The sequence below is a fragment of the Aliiroseovarius sp. PTFE2010 genome (assembly GCF_049943335.1).
GTDB lineage: Bacteria > Pseudomonadota > Alphaproteobacteria > Rhodobacterales > Rhodobacteraceae > JBNFVY01.
The window spans coordinates 1-23,416 of record NZ_JBNFVY010000014.1; the positions used below are offsets into that span (position 1 = coordinate 1).

The window sequence follows — 23,416 nt, forward strand, 5'->3', positions numbered from 1 at the left end:
GGTGGCGTCTGAATGGGAAAAGCCACCGCGCTGCAGGGATCGGGACATCGGCTCAGCGAAATTCTTGCAGGGCGTCGCGCAATCGCCGGGTCGCCCGCTGATAGCGTTTGCGTGTCGCCGCCTCAGACAGCCCCAACTCCGATGCGACCTCAGCCTGCGAGAACCCGTCGACGGCCACGCGGATCACCAGATCAGAATCCTTGCCGACGATGCGGACGAGATCGCGGTGGAGCAGTGCCGGGCTGGCGCTGGCTGGCGCTTCGCCGTCAGACGGGGTTTCATCGGGATCAGCGTCGGTAAGCTGGTTCTGGTGCCTGTCCTCGCGTTGACGCGTTCTGATCAGGTCGCGCTCGATGTTTCGGAGGATGGTGGAAGCGATCCAGTTGACGCGCTGCAGATCCAGACAGCGAATGGCCTCGGAGGCCCGTGCCAGGATTTCAGATGCAACCTCGTCACCGGTGCCGATCCTGCGCCAGGTCGATCTGCGCCGAACGGCATCCAGCCCCGGCCAGAGCGCCAGCAGCATGAGCGTCAGGGCACAATCGGCGGCCTCGTCGCCAGACTGTGCAGCCCGGACCAGAGCAACCAATATTCGGTTCTTCTCATCTGGCCCGCGGCTGCCGACTTGCAGCGTGTCCAGCAATGCAGCCGGATCAGCGAAATGCGCGAGCGGTTCGCTGATGCGCCGAAGGGCTTCGAAGTTCCTTTGGAAATTGAGAGTGGAAGAGGACAACATGAGGTGATCACGGATCTCGTGCCACGCGATAGACATTGGACGCCTGCCTTGCGGCCAGGCGTCCAGCGCCTTCTCGTGGCCAGGTCAGGACGTCGTGCGTCTCTGCGATTTCAGGGAATTGGAGAGATGCGCGCCTCAGCGCACGGGTGGTTGCGCCTGGTTCAGCGTGCCACAGCCGCGGCAGGTGGCCTGAACTGGAAAGCCCACGAGATATTCGTGTCCCCGTGCAAAACGCAGGTGCATACGGCCGTCCCGGCAGACGCCGAGCAGCTTGTCACAGCGCGTGCAGCGCCATTCCGGTCTCAAAGGGTTGGGGTTTGATTGTGCGCCGCCGGTCCAGCTCATCTGGGCTACCTGGCGGGAAGTATCGGGAGTCGGCATGGAAGTGCTCCTCTGACTGAGTGAGCCTTTCCAATAATCAACGATTTGTTAGACCGTCTCCCGGCGCATGTTAGACCGACGTTAGACGGGCCCTTCGGCCAGCGCATCGGAGACGTTTTCGGTCGGTTGCTCGGCGAGCACCAGACGCCAGTATCCGTTCTTTGCACCCTTGCCGATATAGACGTCCCGGATGCTGTCCCACATGTTTTTCCGGAACGTCTGTTGGGGACTTCTGGATTCGAAGCCTTCCATCAGCGCTTTGACCTGAATATCAGGACTGCCTTTCCCGGCGGCGACAACAAGGCGTTCGAAGATTGTAAGTTGATCGTTCCCGGTGAGGTGCAGCGGCGCCTTTCCCGGAATGAACAGGGTGCCAGACTGCGCACCTGTCCGGACGACCCGCGGCGACACGCCCCCGCGTGCGAGCGAGAGGTTGTTTCGATATGCGAGTTCGATGCTGTCGCGGGCGAACAGGAACTCCTCGTCGGCCGCTGCGAGATGGGATAGAAGTGGCACAACCACGTTGGAGCCGAGATGCGATGGCATTTCCTCACTGGCCGCGAGGATGATGCCGACGCCAGCTGTGTCTCGCGCGCGCAAAGCCAGGTCCAGCCTTTGGGCAGTTTTCGGGTCATTTAGGCGCCGGGCGAAATAGACGGGCACCTCGGCACCATCCACCCGCATTGCGCCGAGCATGGTCAGGTCCGGGTCGAGGATCTGGGCTGTTCGCTTGCTCAACAGCGGCTTTATCAGCCGCATGATGGTCTCGTGAAGCCATTGGCCGTTAATCGCGAACATCTCGACATCCGACACCGGGCGCTTGCCTGCGTCCTCGCCGAACGGGCCCACCGTGTTGACCATGCCCTCTGTCGCCGACGGCTTCACGGTGCCTTCGCCGTCGAGGTCGTCATCGTCGATCAGGACCACATCCTGACGGTCGCGTCGCTCAAGCAGCCCACCCTCGATCAGGCGACTGGCGTCGAGCCCGAGTTCCAGCAAGTATCCTCCGCTGACCTCATCTTCAACGCGGTCATGGAGTTGCACCAGTTGGGGGAAGATTGTCTGAAGGTCATCGGGCGCGATCTGCCGGAATGCGCTCAGGATCCCCAATTCTTTCAATAGAGCGAATCCCAGGGCGCGCTCTTCGGGATCCGTCTTGCTTTGCAGGTTACAGCTCTTCGTGCCGGAGATCGTGAGATTGAGCGTCCGCTCCTTTTCATCACCGACACGGTTGTAGGCGACAGCAATGGCAATCCGACTGAACGCTTCCGCGCGCCGAAAGATGTTCCGGGCCCCAAGATACTTGTCCGCAACCTCTTCAATATCGTCATCTACGGCGACCTTCAGTTGCAGCTTGCGGCGCCAGATCCCGAGCCGGATCTCGGCTTCCACGACGCGGACAAACGCGAATGCATAACCATCGATTTCCGGCGGCTGCAGACGAAGCGAGGTACGAAACCGCGAGAGGTTGTAACGCTTCCACGTCAGCGGTTTTTGCGAGATGTCGTGGCCGAGGGCAACTTCGGCGAACGAGTCGCTAACCGTCTGGCGCACCACGGGGCTGTCCGCGCAGACCTCAATCTGGCGGAGCGACGGCGTGTAAATAAGCGTCGCCTCGTTGGGTGGACGATAGTAGATGGTTCCCCTGCGTCCGTCATGTCGATGGTCATAGACGCTGGACAGCGGCCCGCCATGCCGGACGATCAACATGATGGACGCCGGGTGTGTTTCAGTTGCGGGCAGATCGAGCGCTTTCACCGTGCAGGAAATCTCGGGTTTCAGTTCGAGCACCCCCTTGATCTTGGCTGCCAGCACCACCTCGTCGATTGCGGTCGCATCGAGGGCGACATGGTTTTCGAGTTCGACCTCGAAGGCGTCATATAGCTTTCCGTGCTCACGAAACTGTCGTGCAAAATGAAAGCTTTCCGCGTCCTCAAACGTTTCACGCGCATTGAGATAGGTCCAAATGCTTCTGCAGAGCTGGTCTGGCTGCCGGTCGAACTCCTGCGACTGCGCATCATCAAGTTGCTGGTCGACAATGGTCATGAGGGAGGTCACGCCCTTTCCGTCGGCGAGCGCCCGGATTCGGCGTGATCGTTGCTCTGCCGGTCGCAGTTCGTCCTGGTCAAATTCAGAGAGCGTTTGGATGAGGTCCAGCCGAAACGCCTCCACGGCACCATCATCTGTCAGGTCAGATGGGTTATGTGGCAGGGCGAAATCTGGCTCGTTTTCGCCCTCTCGGACGGCAAGCGCTGCTCGAGCAAGGTCGATGCGCGCATCTTCGATCAACGCAAGAATATTTGGACCGATCGGAATTGCTTTGCGCGCCATGAACTAACCTCTCAATGCATGCTGTCTCTCAACTTGATTCAACCTCCGATAATCGTTGACGAAAGGCAGTTCCACAAGGGTCGATGTTCACTACCTGTTCGCATTTCGGTTGGCAGTCCAAAGCGCATGTCCCACAAAGGGCTGCCAGGTGGCTTTTGGTTGGTGACGACACCAGCAAGCACGGCCGCCCTAGACATGAAACGACCCAACCCCTTGCCACCCGACTATATGACGCCCGCGGAACGCCGCGCCGAGTTGTGCGCCCTGCTGGCTGTCGGGCTGGTTCGATTACGGATGCATAATCGGGCGGAAGTATCTGACGAAATTGGAGAAAGTAGCCTACACTATCCAGCCAACGAATGGCGTCATGCAACTCCAACTCACCGGAGAAACGCATGACCAAACAAGATCCCATTCCCGCCCGCCTGGCCGCGCTCAAGACCACCTCGACGCCAGACCTGAAGCAGCAATGGCGCGACTTGTTCGACAGCGAGCCGCCGCCGTTTAACCGGCGCTATCTGGAAAGTCGCCTGGCCTACCGCATCCAGGAACTGGCCTACGGCGGCCTGAAGCCGGACACGGTGAAAAGGCTGGAGGCCCTTGGCGAAAAACTTGATGGCGGTGATCGCAAAAAGAGCCGCATCCGGGCCGATCTGACGCCCATCGTCGGGACGAGGTTGATCCGCGAATGGCAGGGCATCGAGCATGTCGTCACCGTGACCGCCAACGGCTTCGACTGGCAGGGTCGCCCCTACAAATCGCTCTCAGCCATTGCCCGCGCCATCACCGGCACACGCTGGAACGGCTGGGTCTTCTTTGGACTGAAAAACCATCGGAGGGGCGCATGACCAAGCCGATTATCCGGAAGCTGCGCTGCGCGATCTACACGCGGAAATCCTCCGAGGAAGGGCTCGAGCAGGAATTCAACAGCCTGCACGCGCAACGCGAGGCCTGCGAAGCCTATATCGCGAGCCAGCGCTCCGAGGGCTGGGTACTGGTCCGTGATCAGTATGACGACGGTGGCATCTCCGGCGGCACGCTGGACCGCCCCGGCCTGAAGCTGTTGATAGCGGACATTGAGGACGGCCTCGTCGACGTGGTGGTCGTTTATAAAATCGACCGCCTCAGCCGCTCGCTGGCGGATTTCGCCAAGCTAGTGGAAGTCTTCGACCGCAATGATGTGACCTTCGTGTCGGTCACGCAGTCGTTCAACACAACCACGTCGATGGGGCGGTTGACGCTGAACATCCTGCTGTCCTTCGCGCAGTTCGAGCGCGAGGTGACGGCGGAGCGCATCCGCGACAAGGTCGCTGCGAGTCGAAAGAAAGGGATGTGGATGGGCGGGGTTCCGCCCTTCGGTTATTGCGTTGAAAACCGGAAGCTTGTCATCGACGACGAGCGCGCCGCACATGTCCGCTGGATTTTCGCCCGGTTCCTCGAGATCGGGTCGGGCACAGAGCTGGCCCGCGAAGTTGCAAATCGGGGCATCCGCACACCGCGTGGCAACCGGATCGACAAGAAGTACCTCTACCGCATGCTGAGCAACCGCGCCTATATCGGCGAGGCCGTGCACAAGGGCGACAGCTATCCCGGCGAGCATGATGCCATCATCGACATGGGTGTTTGGGACAAGGTCCACGCTATCCTGAAGGAGAGCCCCCGCAAGCGCGCCGCCCGCACGCGCGCCGATACACCCGCGCTGCTCAAAGGGTTGCTCTACGGCCCCGATGGCGCGGCGTTCTCGCCGACTCACACGCGCAAGGGCGGCAAGCTTTACCGGTACTATGTCAGTCAGACAGTTTTGAAGCACGGCTCCGGATCGTGTCCCGTGGGCCGTGTCCCAGCGGGCGAGATAGAAGCCGCCGTCGTCGACCAGCTTCGTGCAGTGTTCCGCCAGCCTGAGATCGTGGCCGGGACGTGGAAGGCGACCCGAGCGCATGACGGCGACATCACCGAAGAAGACGCCCGCGCCGCGTTGCAGCAGATCGATCCGCTGTGGGATGAACTCTTCCCCGCAGAGCGGACCCGCATCGTGGCGCTTCTGGTGGAGCGAGTGGAGATCGGGACGGAAGGCCTCAACGTGCGGCTGCGCGTCGACGGTCTCAGTGGCCTTGCGCTCGAGATGCTTGCAGGCGACATCGAGGCGGCGGCATGACCAGCGGGACGTCGATCCCGGACACCGTGACGCTGCATATACCATTCCACGTCGTGAAGCGCGGCGGGCGAAAGGAGATGCAACTGCCAGAGGGCGCTCCCCGACTGCGCCGGACCGACAGCACTCTCGTCAAGGCGCTCGCGCGAGCGTTCCGGTGGAAGCGGATACTGGAAACGGGTGAGTTCACCACCATCGCAGAACTGGCGGAACACGAGGGGATTGCGTCCTCGTACATGACACGCGTCCTGCGTCTGACCCTGCTCGCGCCCGAGATCGTTGAGGCGATCCTAGACGGGCAACAGGGGCGGGAAGTGACACTGGTGAGGGTGCTGGAGCCTTTTCCAGTTGAGTGGGAGAAACAACAGTTTTCGAAGAAAGAAACGACGTGAACGGCCCTCAGCTGCCGTTGGCCGTTTCGCGATTAGCTACTCTGCAGCTTCACTGAAGCTGACATCTAGGGCCGCGCGTAGGACGGCCATCCAAGCCATGGCCAACCAGTCCTTCGAGGGTCAGCTTTGCTCAGAAGTGAACAGTCCCTAACTGTGCAGTCTCAGGATCGCTTCCACGACGCCTCGGACACCTACGATGGGATTTTTCGAGCTGATCATAGCGGGAAGCTCCATGCGGAAAGTGACCGACTGGGCATCCACATGCTGATGGGTGATAACGTCATCGCGCCTCAGGACCTCAACTCCTGGGTCTGCCATGTCGTACCCACGAACAAAGGTCACGCCAAATTTAGTCGTAAACGGTGCTTCGTTGACCATCGTGGCATGCTCGTACCCGATGCCGGACTCCGTGCCGTAAACAGACACGCGCTTGAGGAACTCGTCGACCAAGCCGCCAGCTCCGGTGGCGATGAGACGCTCCAGAATGCTCTCCACCAAGGAAGGGATCGACAAAGCTGGCGCATTGAGATCGGCTTGGCACAGGCCGATGCTTACGAGGAGCAGATGCGATTCACCTGCCGTGTCATCACTGGCAGGGGTAGGTTCAATCTGGTGGATGCCATGGATGGCATGACTTGAGGTGGTGCCAGTAGTGGTTTTTATTTCTACGCCCGTGCCTTCCCATATGAAGTCCCTTGCCGAGCGGCGCCAACCATCCCAAGCTTGCACGATTGGTCCGACCTGAGGATCAGTCGCCCGTCGGCAAAGAGCGTCGAGTAGTAGCAGTTCCCCGATAAGTCCGAGGATCGCATTCTCGGAGATTTCCAAGCGCTTAATGGCAAGTTCGATCAGCGGCTCGGTGACGGCAAAGGCGCGCTCCAAATTGGCATCTGCCTTCTCGCGCAGCAGTTCAGCGGCAATAAATGCACCGACCTGGTCGAAATGCCCCAGCGCAGGCAAGCAAATGCGGTTTGCGTTCAGCGGAGGCAGAGTTTCACGGTGCCAGGAGTGGTAGTGAAGCGCAGTCTTCACCGCGCCGGTCCGGGGCCTTAACTCGTCGCCTGCAAGGAACAGCTCCAAATGGCCGCGACTATTCCTAGCGATCCCGACCACCTTCGCATCCGTCAACCAAGTAATGGCTCGGTCATCTCCATTTGTGCCCGCCGGAACGGTGTTGATCTGGTTTAGAACTGCTTCGTAGCTGGTCATGAGAATTCCTTCTAAACGATGGAAGCGCCAGCACGGGTGGCGGAAAACTGCTCTGGACCTCCCGCAGGAAGACAGACTCCAACTGCGACAGTGGGATGCTCGTCGTCCGAATGCTGATTGACGTAAAAGAGAATTTGACCGTCGGAACCGCTGGGTCGCCATCCTGTGTTGCTGCTCGACGGCACTTCAGCGCTACGGTGGTAGTAGTCGAAATAGACGTCGCCGCGATACTGGCCCGGACCGGCGTTGGGGTCACTCGCACCCCAAGTGGTCTTGAGTTCGCCTCCTGCTACCCTCTTTGTGGTGGCGCGTATTTTAAATGGAAGCCGTGCCAACGGGCTTTTCGATATGGTAGCACCGCCTCCATATCGAATGCCGATCCAGAATCGTGGTCGCTCGGCGTTCTTGCGGGTCAAGTCAGCGTAGGACCACAGATCGCTGGGCTGGCCGGTGACAAATAGGCCCGGAATCGACCGAGAGAGGCTGGCCGACCAAAGTCGAAGATAAGCGGCGATCGCATAGGGACAGGCTCGCCTCGGCTGGTCTCCCTCACTATGCCTTACCGGGGGTCGATAGAAAGGTGAGTCCGCTAGTGGGGCGACTGCGTTTGCACGGGCTTCGATATCGCTCCAGAATTCCGCGTAAAGTCCCTCGTTTCCAGGACGGTAATCCGCGAAAGTAAGACTATCTAAGAGTTCGGCGGCCTCGGTCAATTCGAGTGGATCATTTAGGATTCGGCCCCGCAGCACATTGGCGACAGTGAGGTCGCTGGATTCGGATGGCCGAACAAAGAGTCCAGCCACGACGTCTGCATTGGGATCCGCCCGGTGGCTGTCATTGATGACCGTAACGAAGGGGCGCGCACCCGGTGATAGTGGAAGGTTACCCAGGCCTGCGATCTTGCCTGTGGCTTCGAAATTGAGCCCCTGCAAGACGGTAGGTTTGGGCGTGTCGCTCATCATACGCTCAATGATGGCAGTTCGAACCGCTTCGTCGACATCGTGATAAGCACTGAAGAGGGAGAGTTGGTCGCTGGAGGCGAAGACGCGGCACATCTCAATATATGACCCTCGGTAACCGAACCAGCGCTGCATCTGCATCTGGGTGTCTGCCAACGGGTTGGCCGATGAGCGCTGAAACAACGCTGTGGTCATCCCTTCCAGTGTCAGCCCCCGGGCCATTACATTTCCTGAGACGAAGATCGTGCAAAGGTCACGAGCTGCTTTCCATTTGCCGGTTTCGGCATCCTGGATCGGTGCGTAGACAGGGCGATCGTCAGCGTTAGGGTCGCTGTTGACCACGGCGATCCTAGTTCCAGGTATCACCTCCCTAACCAATAGATCTTCGACAGTCTGCCAGTCCGGGAAACTCGCCGGTGGCAGAACGTCGAACTCCTCCTCGACTACTTTTGCGGAGGCACGATACTTTTCGAGCCATTGCGCCCATGGGGCGGGGTCTGCCAGCAGTTGTTCCACCAAGGTTTGCGGAAGCCCGGTATCTCCAGCTTCCAGGATATCTCGAGCCGTGGCTCGATCCTGAATCCCCGCCCAAATCAAGAGGTCCTCAGCACCCTTGAAGTGGTGCTGGATTGCAGCAGAGGGGTGATACAGCATCGAGTGCGGTGAAGTCACTTTAGTAAGGGCTTCTTCCCTGGTGTCGAACTGCATTGCGAGTGCGGACGCTGGGCCGAGCTTGCCAGAGCGGTATAGGCGGATGGCCCCCGCTACTAAAAACGCTCGGACGGCGTCGGCGAGGTCCTGCTGCACGGAGTCGGTTGTGGGCACGCAAAGTTTAGCTGCTTTCGCGCGGCGATAGAAAACCTCACCGCCGGTGTAGCAAGAACGAATCCCAGCCGCCTCGGGGTAAGTCGATGAGCGAGGGGCATCGAGATTGCCAGGGTCGGTGGTATCTACGGGATGGCCGACGTCAAGCGGCGTGCGAAGAGAGATCAGGAAGTCTCGTGGTGCCAGGGGGTTGTGGTCCTCCTGAAGGAGGTTGGCCTGGGGGGTCGCCGTGTAGGCGATGTAGGTCGAGAAGAGATTCGCAGGCGAACCTTGTGGAGGATCCCAGAGGTTGGCGATCGCACGCGGGATCTGCTTCAGGTTGCCGTAAATGGGGTCCTGCGAGGACTCAACTATGGCGTCGAGAATCGAGCCATCGTCGGCCTCATCGTCAAGCACGAGCATGTGGACGGTGCGACCAAGCTCGTTAACTTCTTTGAAAACGTTGTCACGGAGGCTTGCTGCCAGGGCATGTAGATGGTCAGTCTGCTTCATCGCCACGATGATCAGAGGCATGCCCTGACGCAGCCGTTTTCGAACCTGTGCAGACGACAAACGGTAGGTGGTTGTCAGCGAGTGGGCCTGTTCTGACAGAGCGATGCCAGGCGCAGGACACAGCAGGCGGCGTTTAACTTTCTGTGCGTTTTCCTCGCCAGAGTCCAACTGCTGCAGCAGCCTCTGATAAGTCTGGCGCCACAAGGAGAGGCGGGTCCCGGCGAGTACAACGATAATGTCGAGACCGTTGTCGATGGCCAAGGCTGAGACACCCAGCATTGAAGCGGTCTTGCCAGACTGAACAGAGCCCATGACGAGTCCCGTGCGCGAGCGGCGGAATGACCACTCGTCGGGCTTCGCGGTGTCGGCCGCCAATATTCCGCGCTGCAAAATGTAGCGAGAGTCTGCCTCAACTGCGGCACGCGCTGTGTCGGTCAAGCCGGCGAGTTGAGCCTTGTACCTTGCCCACCAAGAGTCCACCTCTTGGGGAGCGGGTGGATTGAAGTAGACGTGCTCGACGAGTGGGGAATGTCCTGGCACCGCTCTCAACTCTTCGGTTCGATGCGCATCCGCTGCAACGACGCGTACCCAGAGGTTCCAAACTGCAGACGCACTGCCTCAGCTGCTTGATCAGGGTCGATTTCCAACAGTTCGAGGAGACTTTTGCTAATCTTGGCGATGTAATCCCACTGAGTTTTCGTCTGCGTCTTTTCGGGACGTTCCCAGTCCTCAGCTTGCTCGCTCGCTGTTCGGATAGTATCAGCGTTAGCCTCGATGCGATCCTCGATGTCGTCTGGCGAGGCCGCTAAGGCCATGGCAATGCCGACCAGTGAACCTACGAGTTGGAGTTCCTGCCACTTGGCGCCCTTGCCGCCATCCTTGAACTGATCAGACCACAACTCATCGTGCGCTGAGTGGAGTTCGACAGCGTGTAGCAGCAGCGTGAACAGCTTGTTTAATGTCGATGAGTCGGCTAGCGGGTGCTGCTTGTTCTTCTGGATCGCGATCAGCAACTGGTCGATGTTACGGCTAGTCGATGCCAAGTCTTTTTCTTTGGTGTCATGCACCAAGACAGAGATGACCCAGGCGAGAACCTTAGTGCGCTTGTAGCGCGTGCCGCCAAAACCGTAGTCTGTCAGCGCCTCACCAAGGCGGTCAAGATCGTGGATGCCGGCAAGCGACCCGGAGATTTTGGCTACATCAGTGTTTGGGTCGGCGTCGCCGGCGGCGGCTAGGGTCGCGCGTGTAAGTTCGACCTCGTGGTAGACGGCGTTACGGATCTCTTCAGCATTCAGGTGCACACCCTGCTTGTTGTAGAGGCGAAAGACTTCATGGATCTGGGCTTGACTGGCCTTAGTGTATTCGATGACGGGAATCTTGTACTGTGCCGTTCCCTCGAACAGGTACTCAATGGTGGTTTGCTCACCAGCGACGTCGATCACCTGCGCCTTGATTTGCGTGTAGTACTTTCCGCGGAGAGGCTCAAGGTAGGAGCCAACCAGCCCGCCGTCTCCGGTCGTTCGCAGCTTGAATGGGAAGTAGTATTCGTTCTCATCTGCGGATTTAAGTGGGCTGCCTTCTAGCGCTTTCCAGGCACGGCGAAACGCAGGGTAATCGTCGTTGAAAAGATCTGTCAGATTCCTCTTACCCAGGTCATCAAGACGTCCTTGTTCGTTGAATCTTTTATCTTTGTGCCGAGCTGTGACCTCCGCAACCTTCTGCTTTGCGACAGGGTGCTTTCCTACAAACCGGAGAATGGCCGTGAGCCTCTGCTTGCCGTCAACGACCTCATGCGGTGTCGAAGGTCCGGTTCGCAGCAAAATGATGGATGGCAAAGGTACACCACGCAAGATGGACTCCAGCAACGACTGACGGTCGCTGTTGGTCCATACATCACCACGCTGGTACGACGGCGTTAGGTTGGGCGCCCTCATGGTGAGTTGGTAGATCGGCCATACGTCGGCCTTTGCCGTGACAGGCTCTGGGCTTACCACTTCCTCGATCCCGTCGATCTCGGCCCAAGCGTCAGCCCATGACTGGGTTGCCGTTGCGCGGTTAGTGCCCTTGGCCTCGAATTCTTCGAGAAAATTTCCCTGGAGTCGTACCGCTTTTTCGACACGCTCGTTTAGGCGCTCAAGCGCGCGAAGACTCAGCGGCGGGTTGACACCTCCGGGAGCAAGGAGGTCGGTCGGTTCAAGGTTGAACTCAGCGATTAGTGCCTGAAGGAATCGTTCGCCGCCTGTTAGCGGAAGGTCCTCGCTTAGGCTCAGCCAGCCTTGAACCTCAGCCAGTTTGCTCATCCACGAGGCAGAGGCGAAGTCGACGTCACTGCTGCTGAAAATTGACGAAACCGAGCGAACGCCGTCGGGCGTGTCAGAAGCCTCGGATAGTGTTGCCAGCCCGTTGGCGATGCTCTCCAGGAAGAGAACCCGTTGGTCTTCCTCGTCGAAGTCGTTTTCTTGTTCAATGTGATCAGTCATTCAGCAGCTCTTAAGGGTTCGAGGTCAGAGGTTATGCTCGACGTGGGCCGGATGAGCCCGTGCAACAACCGTTCGGCAATTGCTTTGACAACGCGAGCGTTCACTGCGTTCCCCAAAGCTTTGTACGCGTCGATGTCGGACGCTGGCAGTTGGATACCTCCGAGGCTCTGAAGTTCAGCGCATTCGGCTGGCGTAATGTAACGACGTTCACCGGCCAGGTTGGCACCGAGGATGGGCACTTGGGTCTGCGTGAAGGAGACAAGACTTGGGGAGGTAGTGGGACGCTTGATCCGTAGTCCTGACGCACGCACCTGCAGCACGAAGTCGTCGATGTCACGGTTCTCACCTTGCGCGTTCCACTCCATCTTCTGGAAGCTAGACGAGAAGCTTTGTGGGCTCCATCTTGAGATCCAAGGGTCGATCCAGTGGCGGTTGGCTAGGTAAAATTCGCGGTTTTGCCTGATAAAAGTCCGCTTCCACTGCGGGAAATTCAAGTCGCCTGGGCGGTTAGCGTGGCTAGGTATCCTCGTAAGTTGTTCGTCGAGCGAGCAGTCGAGAGACTGGCCGAAGCTGCCCTTAAAACCCATCCGGCTAAGACCTCGGACAGGTCTGCGAACCCAAACCCCTGCCGGTGTCTCGTCCAAGTAGGGATAGGTTGCCCCAAATTCCATCGACCAGATTGGGAAAGAAGGCAGCTTCAGCGAAGCCGGAGAGCACCTTAGGAAGTCGCCCCACATGTCAATGGCTCGCAGCGTCTGTTCCGGGATGGCGCGCCCGGAATGCCCTTCTTGGCGCAGCACCCATTGGATTTCGGTTGGACCTCTATGCTTCGCGGGCCAATCAAAATTATCGAGACCCTGTAGCGACCCTACAAAATATGCGCGGTCTCGCACCTGTGGAATGCCGAAATCGTGGGGCGAGAAGTGCTCAACAGCGACGGAGTAGCCGAGTTCCTCCAACAAGCGAATGATCGTAGTCTTAGTGCGACCGCCGTCGTGCTTTAGGATGTTGGGAACATTCTCCAAGATGAAATTGAGTGGCCGCTTGACGCGCAAAATGTCGTGCACCTTGAAGAAGAGATTACCCTGATTTGTGTCTTTAAAGCCCAGCTGGTCTCCTGCTTTAGAGAACGGTTGGCAAGGAAAGCCTGCAGTAAGTACGTGGTGATCGGGCACATTGAGGGCTATGATTTCGTCGCTGCTCAACTCATTGAGGTCACCCCAAGCATCGACACCGAAATTGACCTTATAGAGGGCCTTCAGTTTAGGCTCCCTCTCTGCAGCGAACACACCACGCCCGTCCAACTCCTCGAGCGCGACGTGAAAGCCACCCAGCCCAGCGAAGAGGTCGACAAAATGAAATGCCTCTTCACTGGTTCCCATATTTTTGCCTCCTCCGTCTCTGCCTGATTGGGCGAGATTTCTCATGATTTGCTCAATTATTTACATAGCCCCACTTCATGTGGTATGTCCAACGGTCTGTTGATCACTACGCGGACTTTGCTGTGCCTCCCGGAATCTCTCTTCCACGAGGAACTAGAGTCTGGCCCAATCCGCCCTTTCTTCTGGTGCCCTGGAATACAAAATAACTCCGAAACTTGATCGCTTCGGCCTGGTCAGCAAGAAGCGAAGGTTCGATTTCTGTTCCTTCTCGCCGAACGCCACCTGCGTCGAAGTGCTCAGGTCTCGGCTCCAGAAAATGCTTCTTTTTCAACGCCCTATAAGAAATTCACCAAATGGCAGAAGTCATGAGGTTCAGAGAAAAGCTCGCCGAGAGAACGGATTTTGTGCCGATTGCTGGCACGTTGGTGTTCAGCCGGTTCTGCAAACCCCTTTGAAAACGCGGAAAAATCCGGCCGCAGCCGGATCGAGAGAACGCTTTCGCAGGGGCAAGTGGCGGAGGAGGTGGGATTCGAACCCACGGTACGCTTTCACGCACGCCGGTTTTCAAGACCGGTGCATTCGACCACTCTGCCACTCCTCCGGCGAAGGGCTGTCTAGCGTGCTGCTCACGATTCTGAAAGCGTGTTTCGGGCTGCTGATTTTCGCCGAGCTGGCGGCGCGCTCTTTCCATGTTGGCGCGACGCCGCTAGACTGCGGCCAAAGTCGCGGGACGCCCGCGAAAAAACAGTTGAGCAGATCGTACCAGGCAGGCCGGATTGGCCGGGTCTGCAAGGGGGCAAAATGGCAAGTATTCGGGCAGCAAGATTATGGGTGGTCTTGAGCGCAGCGGTGGCGGTTGCCGGATGCGAAGACGGCGCCAACTTTCCGTTATTCCAGAAAAAACCGGGGTCAGACAGCGCCGCGCAAAGCGAAAACGCCACCACAATGATCGAACGTGACGTGGAATCGCCCGACGTGTTTTCGGCCACCGGCCAGGGCCTGTGGGATGGGCGCCCGTCGCTGGGTGGCGTGTGGGTCGCCCATGACGACGCTACCGACCCCGAACGGGTGATCATCCGCAATACGCAAAACAACAAGTTCGTGATTGGCGCGCTGTTCAAGCGCGAACGTTCGAACCCCGGCCCGTCGATCCAGGTGTCGTCGGATGCGGCCGAGGAATTGGGCATGCTGGCCGGCGCGCCCACCGATCTGTCGATCGTGGCCCTGCGGCGCGAAGAAGTGCCGGTCGAAGCCGAAGTCGACACCCCGGTTCTGGCCGATGCCGAAGCGATCGAAACCCAATCGCTGGATGGCGATCCGCTGGCTGCGGCCGCTGCGGCCATCGATGCCGCCGAAGCGGGCGAAGCGCCTGCATCGTCCGTCATCGCGCCCCCCGCTCAGGTCGCGTCGACGACCGCCAGCGCGCCAAAACCGACAGTCAATCTGGACAAACCCTTCGTCCAAATCGGGATTTTCAGCGTCGAGGCGAACGCCGCGCGCACCGCAGACATGATGCGCAAGGCAGGGATCGTGCCGACGATCAAACCTGGCACGTCGTCGGGCAAGTCGTTCTGGCGTGTCGTGGTCGGACCGGCCACGACCAGCGCGGATCGCAGCGCATTGCTCAAGAAAGTCAAAGGCATGGGCTTTAACGACGCCTATGCGGTCACGAATTAACGAAAGGCACGCCCTATGTTTCGCCTCACCCGCCTGATCACCGCCGTCATCGCGCTGATGCTCGTCGGGACGGCCGCGCAGGCCGCATTCGAAACCCGCGCACGGGCGGCCTATGTGCTGGATCTGACCACGGGCACGGTGCTCTTGGAAAAGGATGCCGACACGCCCCTGCCCCCGGCTTCGATGTCCAAACTGATGACGCTGAACATGCTGTTCGAGGCGTTGAAAGACGGGCGCGTCACGCTGGATACGCGGTTTGGCGTGTCGACCAAGGCCAAGTCGATGGGCGGCTCGACCATGTTCCTGAACGAAACCGACCGTCCCACCGTCGAAGAGCTGATCCAGGGCATCATCGTGCTGTCGGGCAATGACGCCTGCGTGGTGGTGGCCGAAGGGCTGGCCGGGTCGGAAGACGCCTTTGCCCGGCTGATGAATGACCGCGCCCGCGCCCTTGGCATGGACAATTCGACCTTTGCCAACGCCAGCGGATGGCCGAACCCGAACCACCGTTTGTCCATGCGCGATCTGGGCACGCTGGCCGCCCGCCTGATCACCGAATTCCCCGAATACTACGGCTATTTCGGGCAGGCTGAATTCCCCTTTGACGGGCGCGCGCCGCAAAACCGCTTTAACCGTAACCCGCTGCTTAAACTGGGCATCGGGGCCGATGGGCTGAAAACCGGTCACACGCAGGAAGCAGGCTACGGGCTTGTCGGGTCGGCGCTGCAAGGTACGCGCCGCATCGTTTTCGTCATCACCGGGCTGAATTCGGAAGCCGAACGCGCGCAAGAGGCCGAGCGTGTGGTGAACTGGGCCTTTCGCCAGTTCGTCGAAAAAAAGGTGATCGACAAAGACACCGAACTGGCCCGGGCCGACGTGTGGATGGGCGATCACCAGGAAATCGCCCTGCTCACCCCCGAGGACATCACCTTGCTGCTGCCCGCCACCCAGCGCGAGGCGCTGAGCGGCACGATCGAATACCGCGGCCCGCTGGAAGCACCCATCAGCGCCGGCGATGCGGTCGCCGAACTGATCATCGCCCGCGACGGGCTGCCCGAGGCCCGCGTGCCACTGGTTGCCGACCGTGACGTGGCGCGCGGCGGGTTTCTGCCGCGTCTGCGCACCGCCACGCAGGTGCTGTTGCGCGACGTGATCGGGCGCTCGGAATTGCTCAACTGACGGCCATGTTCATCACCTTCGAAGGCATTGACGGGTCGGGAAAATCGACCCAGGCGCGCCGGCTGGCCGCCTATCTGCGCGCGCAGGGCCGCGACGTGGTGCTGACGCGTGAGCCGGGCGGATCGCCGGGGGCCGAAGAAATCCGCGCGCTTGTGCTGCAGGGCGATCCCGACCGCTGGTCGGCCGACACGGAAATCCTGCTGTTCACAGCCGCCCGCCGCGACCATCTGGAAAAGACGATCCGCCCCGCATTGGCGGCGGGCAAGACCGTGGTGTGCGACCGCTTCGCCGATTCAACCCGTGTCTATCAGGGCGTCACCCGCGGCGATCTGCGCGCCAAAGTCGATGCCCTGCACGAGACGATGATCGCGATTGAGCCCGACCTGACCTTTCTGATCGACATATCGGCTGACACCGGGCTGGGCCGGGCCAAGGCGCGCCAGACCGCCGAAGAACGGTTCGAGGATTTCGGCCTGCCCATGCAGCGCCAGATGCGCAGCGCGTTTCTGGACCTGGCGCGTCAGCCCCGCTTTGCCGTGATCGACGGCGAAGGCAGCCCCGATGACGTGGCCGCCCGCGTCGTCGCCGCCTGGCAGGCCCGCGCATGAGGGCGACGCAGGTCGACACCCCCGACGTCGCGCCCCAGGCCGACTGCGCACCGGGCGCCCCCCACCCCCGTGACACCGCCCGTCTGATTGGCCAGGGCGCCGCCGAGGCCGCCTTTCTGGACGCTTACAATTCGGGCCGCCTGCATCACGCCTGGCTGATCACCGGCCCGCGCGGCGTGGGCAAGGCCACGCTGGCCTGGCGCATCGCACGCTTCCTGCTGGCCGAACCTGCGGGCGACGGGCTTTTTGGCGCGCCGCCCCCGCCCGGCACGCTGGATGTGTCGCCCGACGATCCGGTGGCGCATCGCATTGCCGCCCTGTCCGAACCCGGTCTGCACCTGATACGCCGTCCGTGGGATCAAAAGACGGGCAAGCACGCGGCGCAAATCACCGTCGATACGGTGCGCGGGCTGAACAACTTTTTCCACATGTCCGCCGCCGATGGCGGGCGGCGCGTGGTGATCGTGGACGCTGCCGACGACATGAACACCTCGGCCGCCAACGCCTTGCTGAAACTGCTCGAAGAGCCCCCCGCGAACGCCACGCTTCTGCTGATCGCCCACCAACCCTCGCGGCTGTTGCCAACGATCCGCTCGCGCTGCCGCGAATTGCGCTGCGCGACGCTGGGCGCGCAGGACCTGGCCGAAGCGCTGGCCCAGACCGGGGTCGAGGTGCCGGACGCCGGGTCACTTTCTGCCCTTGCCGCCGGGTCCGTGGGCGAGGCATTAAGGCTGACGACGATGGGTGGAACGGACATATATCACGAGATCACGGCGCTTTTTGCGACCTTGCCCCGGCTGGACCGCCAAAAGGCGCTGCGCCTGGCGGAAAGCTGCGCGGGCAAACAGAACGCCGATCGGTTCGATTTGATGCTGCGGCTGTTCGATCTGTTCCTTGCACGACTGGCGCGCACCGGCGCTGGCGCGCCGCCCGTCGTCGAAGCGGCGCCGGGCGAAACCGCCCTGCTGACCCGGCTGGCCCCCGGCCCCGATGCCGGTCGCGCCTGGGCTGAAATGCAGCAAAGCCTGTCCGCCCGCGCCCAGCATGGCCGGGCGGTCAATCTTGACCCCGCAGCGCTGATCCTAGATATGATCTTGAAAGTGAACGAAACGGCGTCCCGCGTGGCCGCCTGACAGGCCAGTATGATCCAACTTACCGACAGCCATTGCCATCTGGATTTTCCCGATTTCGATTCAGAGCGGCCCCAAGTCATCCAGCGCGCCATCGATGCCGGCGTCACGCGGATGGTGACCATTTGCACCCGCCTTAGCGCCGCGCCGCAAGTGCGTGCAATCGCAGAAGAATTCGCCCCCGTGTACTGGGCTGCGGGCACGCACCCGATGTCGGCGGCCGACGAACCGCTGGCCACGGTGGACGATCTGCTGGCACTGGCCGAACATCCCAAGTTTGTCGGCATCGGCGAAACCGGGCTGGACTATCACTATTCCGCCCAAAGCGCCGAGGTTCAGGCCAAAAGCCTGCGGATCCACATCGAGGCCGCCCGTGTCAGCCGCCTGCCGCTGATCATCCATGCCCGCGCCGCCGATGACGATATGGCCCGCATCCTGAGCGACGAAATGAAGGCCGGCGAATTCACCTGCGTGATGCATTGCTTTTCGTCGTCCCCGGCGCTGGCCCGCGTCGCGCTGGATCTTGGGTTCTACCTGTCGGCCTCGGGCATCGCGGCCTTCCCGAAATCCACCGAAATCCGCGACATTTTCGCAAGCGCCCCGCGCGAGCGGATCCTGGTGGAAACCGATGCGCCCTACCTTGCGCCCCCGCCCCATCGCGGCAAGCGCAACGAACCGGCCTATACCGTGCACACCGCCGCCCGCGTGGCCGAAGCGCTGGACATGGACATCGACGCTTTTGCGGCCCAGACGCAGGCCAATTTCGAGCGCCTTTTCTGGAAGGCCGCGTGATGGGTGAATTGCGCTTTACCATACTTGGGTGCGGGTCGTCCGGCGGGGTGCCGCGACTGGGCGGGCATTGGGGCGAATGCGATCCGAGCAACCCGAAAAACCAACGCCGGCGCTGTTCGATGCTGGTGGAACGGATCACCGACGACGGCACCACCCGCGTGCTGATCGACACCACGCCGGACATGCGCGCCCAGCTTCTGGACGCGGGCGTGGGCGATCTGTCGAGCGTGGTCTACACCCATCCGCACGCCGATCACGTGCACGGCATCGACGATCTGCGCATGATCGTGTTCAACATGCGCAAGCGGCTTGATGTCTGGGCCGACAATGACACGCAGGCGGCGCTGCTCGATCGCTTCGCCTATGTCTTTGTCCAGCCCGAAGGCTCGAACTATCCGCCGATCCTGAACCTGCACACGATTGACCGCGAAAAAGACGTGGTGGTGGATGGGCCTGGCGGGCCGGTCACGCTGACCCCGTTCCTGGTCGGTCACGGGGGCATCGACGCCCTGGGATTTCGCATTAACGATCTGGCGTATCTGCCTGATGTTCATACCATTTATGACGCCGCATGGGACAAGCTGACGGGGCTGGACTGCTGGGTCGTCGATGCGCTGCGCCGCACGCCCCATCCGACCCACGCGCATCTGGATATGACGCTGGACTGGATCGCCCGCGCCGCGCCCCGCCGCGCCGTGATCACCAACATGCACATCGATCTGGACCATTCAGCGGTTGAGGCCGAAACACCCGCCCATGTTTCGGCGGCCTATGACGGCATGACAATCAGCTACCCGCTCTGATGCAGGCGCTGGTCGACGTCATCCTGCCTGTCTTTCTGGTTATCGGTTTTGGTTACGTGGCGGTGTGGCGGCGGCTGTTCAGTGACAGCGCGATGGACGGGGTGATGCTGTTTGCGCAGAACTTTGCCGTGCCGACACTGCTGTTCAACGCCATCGCGCATCTCGATCTGGGCCAGAGCTTTAATCTGCCCCTGCTCACCACCTTTTACGGCGGCGCCTTCGCGGGCTACATGTTTGCCTGGGCCGGGGCGAAATACCTGTTCGCCCGCCCGCCCGAGGATTGCGTGGCCATCGGTTTTTGCGGGCTTTTTTCCAATTCGCTGCTGCTCGGGATCCCGATCACCGAACGGGCCTATGGCAGCGAAGCGCTGGCGTGGAACTTTGCGATCATCTCGGTTCACGCGCCGATGATCTATGCCTTCGGGATCACCATGATGGAGGTGACCAGATCGCGCGGCAGCGGCCTGCCGCTGGGCAAACTGGCGGCGCAGATCTGGCGCAGGATCATCCACAACCCGCTGGTCATCGGCATTGCGCTTGGCTTTGCGGTGAACCTGTCGGGCGTTCGCCCGCCCGAGCTGTTCTGGTCGGCAATCGAAATGATGAACCGCGCCGCGATTCCCGCCGCGCTCTTTGGTCTTGGGGGGGTGCTGTATCGCTATAAGCCCGAAGGCGACTTCAAGGTGATCGTCTGGGTGGTCGTGGCGTCATTGGCGGTGCATCCGGCCGTCGCCTGGGTGATCGGTGGGCCGCTTTGGGGGCTGGACACCGGCCCGCAGCGCAGCGCGGTGCTGACAGCGGCGATGGCGCCGGGGGTAAACAGTTACCTCTTTGCCAATATGTACGGGCGGGCCAATCGGGTTGCGGCCTCGGGCGTACTGGTGGGCACCGGCCTGTCGATCCTGACGATCTGGGGCTGGCTGCTGATTCTGCCCTGACCCACGCCGCCCACACCCGTATGTGCGCGCCATTCCCCACCCGATGGCAGCCGCTGCGCCGCGCCGCAGGGAAAAGCGGTTAATCAACGCGCGTGCGGTGATGACCCACGGTCCCCATTCTTGTCACAATCTGGTGCGAATTCCAAACTCCCGCATAGGGAGAAAGGTTTTTTATTTCATGACCTTAAAACGATACCCTAACGGAAATTAACCAAGGAATTCCCACACGCCGCCGCATCCGCGCCGAATTCGGCAAGCATAAACACGGTTAATGCAAAGCGTGACCGCGCCCACTTTCTGGGCGCTGAAGCGCACGTTGAATTTGAGTGGTAAAATATCATGCCGACGTATTCGGTAAATTTTTATAATTCCGATTATACCCGATCCTGGCCCAATTCCGCGGGCAACACATTTGTCTATTCCGGCCCCACCCAGTGGGATGGCTCGGCTGTCATCACCGAAACCGATGCCAACACCGAAGGCCAGACGCTTGTCGATGACAATTCGTCCGAAACCGCGACCGGCGACATCACCGTTGGGGGCACCACCTATTCGGGCGCCGAACTGGATGCCGAACAGCAATACACGATCCGCGACACGGTCACGGGCCAGACCTTTCAGGTGGTCCAGTTTCAGTACGAGTCGGGCCGAACCACCTATACCGGCACTTTGTCGGAAACCCAGCTTATCAACGGGCGCACCTACGAAGTGGTCGCGCGCGACACCTGGACGGATCTGGACGACGGCGATGTCGCCTTTGCCTACAGCGATTTTCGCGACGGTATCATCGACGGCACGGCCGGCAATGACACGATCGATGCCGCCTATACCGGCGATCCCAACGGCGATCGCGTGGACACCGGCGACGGGGTCAACGACACCGCCACGAACACCACCTTTCGCTGGGCCGACCTGCCCGATCAGGACCTGACCGGCGGCGCCAGCGCCACGATCAACGGCGCGCAAATCACGATCGGCTATACCGATCTGGGCGTCGGGCAGGAGTTTTCCGTTTACGACGGCGCAAACGATTATTTCAGCGGCGACGTCTACGTTGAAAACGGCGAACCCTTCGATCCCCAGTCGTCCGCCTTTCTCTTTGGGGACGGCACGGGCAACACCGCGTTGGTCGAAATGGACTTCGCGTCAACCAGCGCGGGCGTCGATGACGAAGTGCGCAATGTCCAGTTCCGCATCAATGACGTCGACCGGAGCAGCTTTGTCGATCAGTTGGTCATTGAAGCCTATGACGCCAACGGCAACCCTGTCGAAGTGGTCATCTACACCGACGGCGACGATGTCGTGTCGGGCAACACGATCACCAGCGGGTCGTCATCGGATGCGCCCGATAGCGATGACGGCTCGGTCCTTGTGCAGATAGGCGGCCCGGTCCAGAGCATCGACATCACCTATTCCAACCTTGGCTCGGGCACGCAGGGGGTATGGATTTCAGACGTCAACTACGACGTGATGACCCCCACATATGCTGACAGTATCAACGCCGGCGCGGGGGATGATCTGATCGTTGCCGGGCTGGGCGATGACACCGTTTCGGGCGGCGATGGCGACGACCTGATCGATCTGGGCACCGGCAACGATTCCGGTGAAGGCCGCGCAGGCGACGACACCTTCCTGGGCGGCGCGGGCAACGACACGATGGATGGCGGTTCCGGCATGGATTACGTGGATTATTCCGCGTCCGGCGCGGGGGTATCCGTCGATCTGTCCACCAACAGTTTCTCGGGGGGGGATGCGGCGGGCGACAGCGCCACCTCGCTGGACGGTGTGTTGGGGTCGGATTTCGACGATACGCTGATCGGCTCGGATGCGGAATACCTGACCCCCGGCCCGGAATTCCACACCAGTGACATTCATGGCGGCGATGGCGACGACTACATCGACGGCATGGGCGGTAGCGACAGCCTGTATGGCGATGCGGGCAACGACACGATCCTGGGCGGCGCGGGCGATGACCATGCCGAAGGTGGCACCGGCAATGACAGTATCGCGGGCGGTGCCGGGGCCGATACGATGCTTGGCGGAAGCGGCGCAGATACGCTGACGGGCGGCGCGGGCGCCGATATCCTGGATGGCGGCGACGGGGACGACACGCTTTTTGTCGGGTCGGGCGATACGGTCGCGGGGGGCGACGGCGACGATCTGTTCATCATCGACCCGACCCTGCTGACGGGCGGCACCATCACCATCGACGGGCTGGAAGGCGACGAGGACGACGGCGGCGACGTCATCGATTTCAACGGCACCCTGGCCGCGCCGATCATCTGGACCGCGCAGGGCGACGACCCGGGCGGGCGCGCGGGAACGGCCACGCTGGTCGACGGCACAGTCATCAATTTCTCGAATATTGAAAAGGTCATCTGTTTCGCGCGCGGCACCCGGATTCTGACACCGCGTGGCCCGGTGGCGGTGGAAAACCTGCGGGTTGATCACATGGTGCTGACCCGCGACAACGGGCTGCTGCCGATCCGCTGGATCAATGCGCGCCGGGTTCCGGCCACGGGTGATTTCGCGCCGATCCTGATCGCAAAGGGCGCGATGGGCAACGATACCGACCTGGTCGTGTCGCCCCAGCACCGCATGCTGATCAAAGGCCCCAAGCCCGAACTGCTGTTCGGCCAACGCGAGGTTCTGGCCGCCGCCAAACACCTGGTGGACGGGCGCACGATCCATCGGCTGGACGGCGGGCTGGTGGACTATTTCCACATCATGTTTGACCAGCACGAACTGATTTTCGCCGAAGGGGCGATCACCGAAAGTTTTCACGCCGGCGAAGCATCGCTATCGGGCATCAGCGATCCCGCGCGCGAAGAGCTTTTTGCGCTCTTTCCCGAACTGCGCAGCGCGCCCATGGCCCGCAGCAAGACCGCACGCCTGTGCCTGCGCAAACACGAAGCGCACCTGCTGCGCGCTGCGTGAGCCTTGCGCGCGG

The 23,416-nt window shown here is 60.8% G+C and carries 17 protein-coding genes and 1 tRNA gene; 11 read left to right on the forward strand and 7 right to left on the reverse strand.

What is annotated here, in order from left to right; translation table 11 throughout:
• Positions 1-52 precede the first annotated feature (52 nt).
• On the reverse strand, positions 53-772 hold the full coding sequence (locus ACP2AV_RS14200) for an RNA polymerase sigma factor (RefSeq protein WP_426373445.1): 720 nt from the start codon (positions 770-772) through the stop codon (positions 53-55).
• Positions 773-1,198: 426 nt separating this feature from the next.
• Positions 1,199-3,448: a hypothetical protein gene (locus tag ACP2AV_RS14205; protein ID WP_426373446.1), complete on the reverse strand. Its 2,250-nt coding sequence runs from the start codon at positions 3,446-3,448 to the stop codon at positions 1,199-1,201.
• Between the two features lie 395 nt (positions 3,449-3,843).
• Between ACP2AV_RS14205 and ACP2AV_RS14210 the strand changes: the two genes are divergently transcribed.
• Genes ACP2AV_RS14210 through ACP2AV_RS14220 form a run of 3 tightly spaced genes read left to right on the forward strand, consistent with a single transcriptional unit; the run spans position 3,844 to position 5,992 of the window.
• Entirely contained in the window at positions 3,844-4,296 is a 453-nt protein-coding gene (locus tag ACP2AV_RS14210) for a DUF2924 domain-containing protein (protein WP_426373447.1), read from the forward strand.
• The gene (locus ACP2AV_RS14215) at positions 4,293-5,603 is read left to right on the forward strand and encodes a recombinase family protein (RefSeq protein WP_426373448.1); all 1,311 of its coding nucleotides are present in this window, start codon (positions 4,293-4,295) and stop codon (positions 5,601-5,603) included. Before ACP2AV_RS14210 ends, ACP2AV_RS14215 begins: the two co-directional genes overlap by 4 nt.
• Complete coding sequence (locus ACP2AV_RS14220) at positions 5,600-5,992, forward strand: hypothetical protein (protein WP_426373449.1); 393 nt, start codon at positions 5,600-5,602, stop codon at positions 5,990-5,992. Before ACP2AV_RS14215 ends, ACP2AV_RS14220 begins: the two co-directional genes overlap by 4 nt.
• A 147-nt stretch (positions 5,993-6,139) precedes the next feature.
• Here the strand turns inward: ACP2AV_RS14220 and ACP2AV_RS14225 are convergent, their stop codons facing one another.
• The 5 genes from ACP2AV_RS14225 to ACP2AV_RS14245 form a co-directional block, all read right to left on the reverse strand.
• A complete protein-coding gene (locus ACP2AV_RS14225) occupies positions 6,140-7,201 on the reverse strand; it encodes a PD-(D/E)XK motif protein (RefSeq protein WP_426373450.1) in 1,062 nt (353 codons plus the stop codon).
• Positions 7,202-7,212: 11 nt separating this feature from the next.
• The gene (locus tag ACP2AV_RS14230) at positions 7,213-9,915 is read right to left on the reverse strand and encodes a Z1 domain-containing protein (RefSeq protein WP_426373451.1); all 2,703 of its coding nucleotides are present in this window, start codon (positions 9,913-9,915) and stop codon (positions 7,213-7,215) included.
• A 107-nt stretch (positions 9,916-10,022) separates the two neighbouring features.
• On the reverse strand, positions 10,023-11,957 hold the full coding sequence (locus tag ACP2AV_RS14235; RefSeq protein ID WP_426373452.1) for a DUF262 domain-containing protein: 1,935 nt from the start codon (positions 11,955-11,957) through the stop codon (positions 10,023-10,025).
• The gene (dcm, locus tag ACP2AV_RS14240; RefSeq protein ID WP_426373453.1) at positions 11,954-13,384 is read right to left on the reverse strand and encodes a DNA (cytosine-5-)-methyltransferase; all 1,431 of its coding nucleotides are present in this window, start codon (positions 13,382-13,384) and stop codon (positions 11,954-11,956) included. Before dcm ends, ACP2AV_RS14235 begins: the two co-directional genes overlap by 4 nt.
• A 466-nt stretch (positions 13,385-13,850) precedes the next feature.
• Positions 13,851-13,940 (reverse strand) — tRNA-Ser (locus ACP2AV_RS14245).
• A 230-nt stretch (positions 13,941-14,170) separates the two neighbouring features.
• On the opposite strand from ACP2AV_RS14245, the gene ACP2AV_RS14250 reads away from it, so the two are divergent.
• The 8 genes from ACP2AV_RS14250 to ACP2AV_RS14285 all read left to right on the forward strand — a co-directional run bounded on the left by ACP2AV_RS14250 (position 14,171) and on the right by ACP2AV_RS14285 (position 23,403).
• On the forward strand, positions 14,171-15,016 hold the full coding sequence (locus ACP2AV_RS14250; protein ID WP_426373498.1) for an SPOR domain-containing protein: 846 nt from the start codon (positions 14,171-14,173) through the stop codon (positions 15,014-15,016).
• 15 nt (positions 15,017-15,031) lie between these two features.
• The gene (locus ACP2AV_RS14255) at positions 15,032-16,195 is read left to right on the forward strand and encodes a D-alanyl-D-alanine carboxypeptidase family protein (RefSeq protein WP_426373454.1); all 1,164 of its coding nucleotides are present in this window, start codon (positions 15,032-15,034) and stop codon (positions 16,193-16,195) included.
• 5 nt (positions 16,196-16,200) lie between these two features.
• Complete coding sequence (gene tmk / locus ACP2AV_RS14260; RefSeq protein ID WP_426373455.1) at positions 16,201-16,803, forward strand: dTMP kinase; 603 nt, start codon at positions 16,201-16,203, stop codon at positions 16,801-16,803.
• Positions 16,800-17,936, forward strand: a complete 1,137-nt coding sequence (locus tag ACP2AV_RS14265; protein WP_426373456.1) for a DNA polymerase III subunit delta' — start codon at positions 16,800-16,802, stop codon at positions 17,934-17,936. The genes tmk and ACP2AV_RS14265 overlap by 4 nt, the downstream gene beginning before the upstream one ends.
• 9 nt (positions 17,937-17,945) lie before the next feature.
• Positions 17,946-18,725, forward strand: coding sequence for a TatD family hydrolase (locus tag ACP2AV_RS14270; RefSeq protein WP_426373457.1), 780 nt, complete (start codon positions 17,946-17,948; stop codon positions 18,723-18,725).
• Entirely contained in the window at positions 18,725-19,528 is an 804-nt protein-coding gene (locus ACP2AV_RS14275) for an MBL fold metallo-hydrolase (RefSeq protein ID WP_426373458.1), read from the forward strand. The genes ACP2AV_RS14270 and ACP2AV_RS14275 overlap by 1 nt, the downstream gene beginning before the upstream one ends.
• A complete protein-coding gene (locus ACP2AV_RS14280) occupies positions 19,528-20,466 on the forward strand; it encodes an AEC family transporter (protein ID WP_426373459.1) in 939 nt (312 codons plus the stop codon). Before ACP2AV_RS14275 ends, ACP2AV_RS14280 begins: the two co-directional genes overlap by 1 nt.
• 339 nt (positions 20,467-20,805) lie before the next feature.
• Complete coding sequence (locus tag ACP2AV_RS14285; RefSeq protein WP_426373460.1) at positions 20,806-23,403, forward strand: Hint domain-containing protein; 2,598 nt, start codon at positions 20,806-20,808, stop codon at positions 23,401-23,403.
• Positions 23,404-23,416 lie beyond the last annotated feature (13 nt).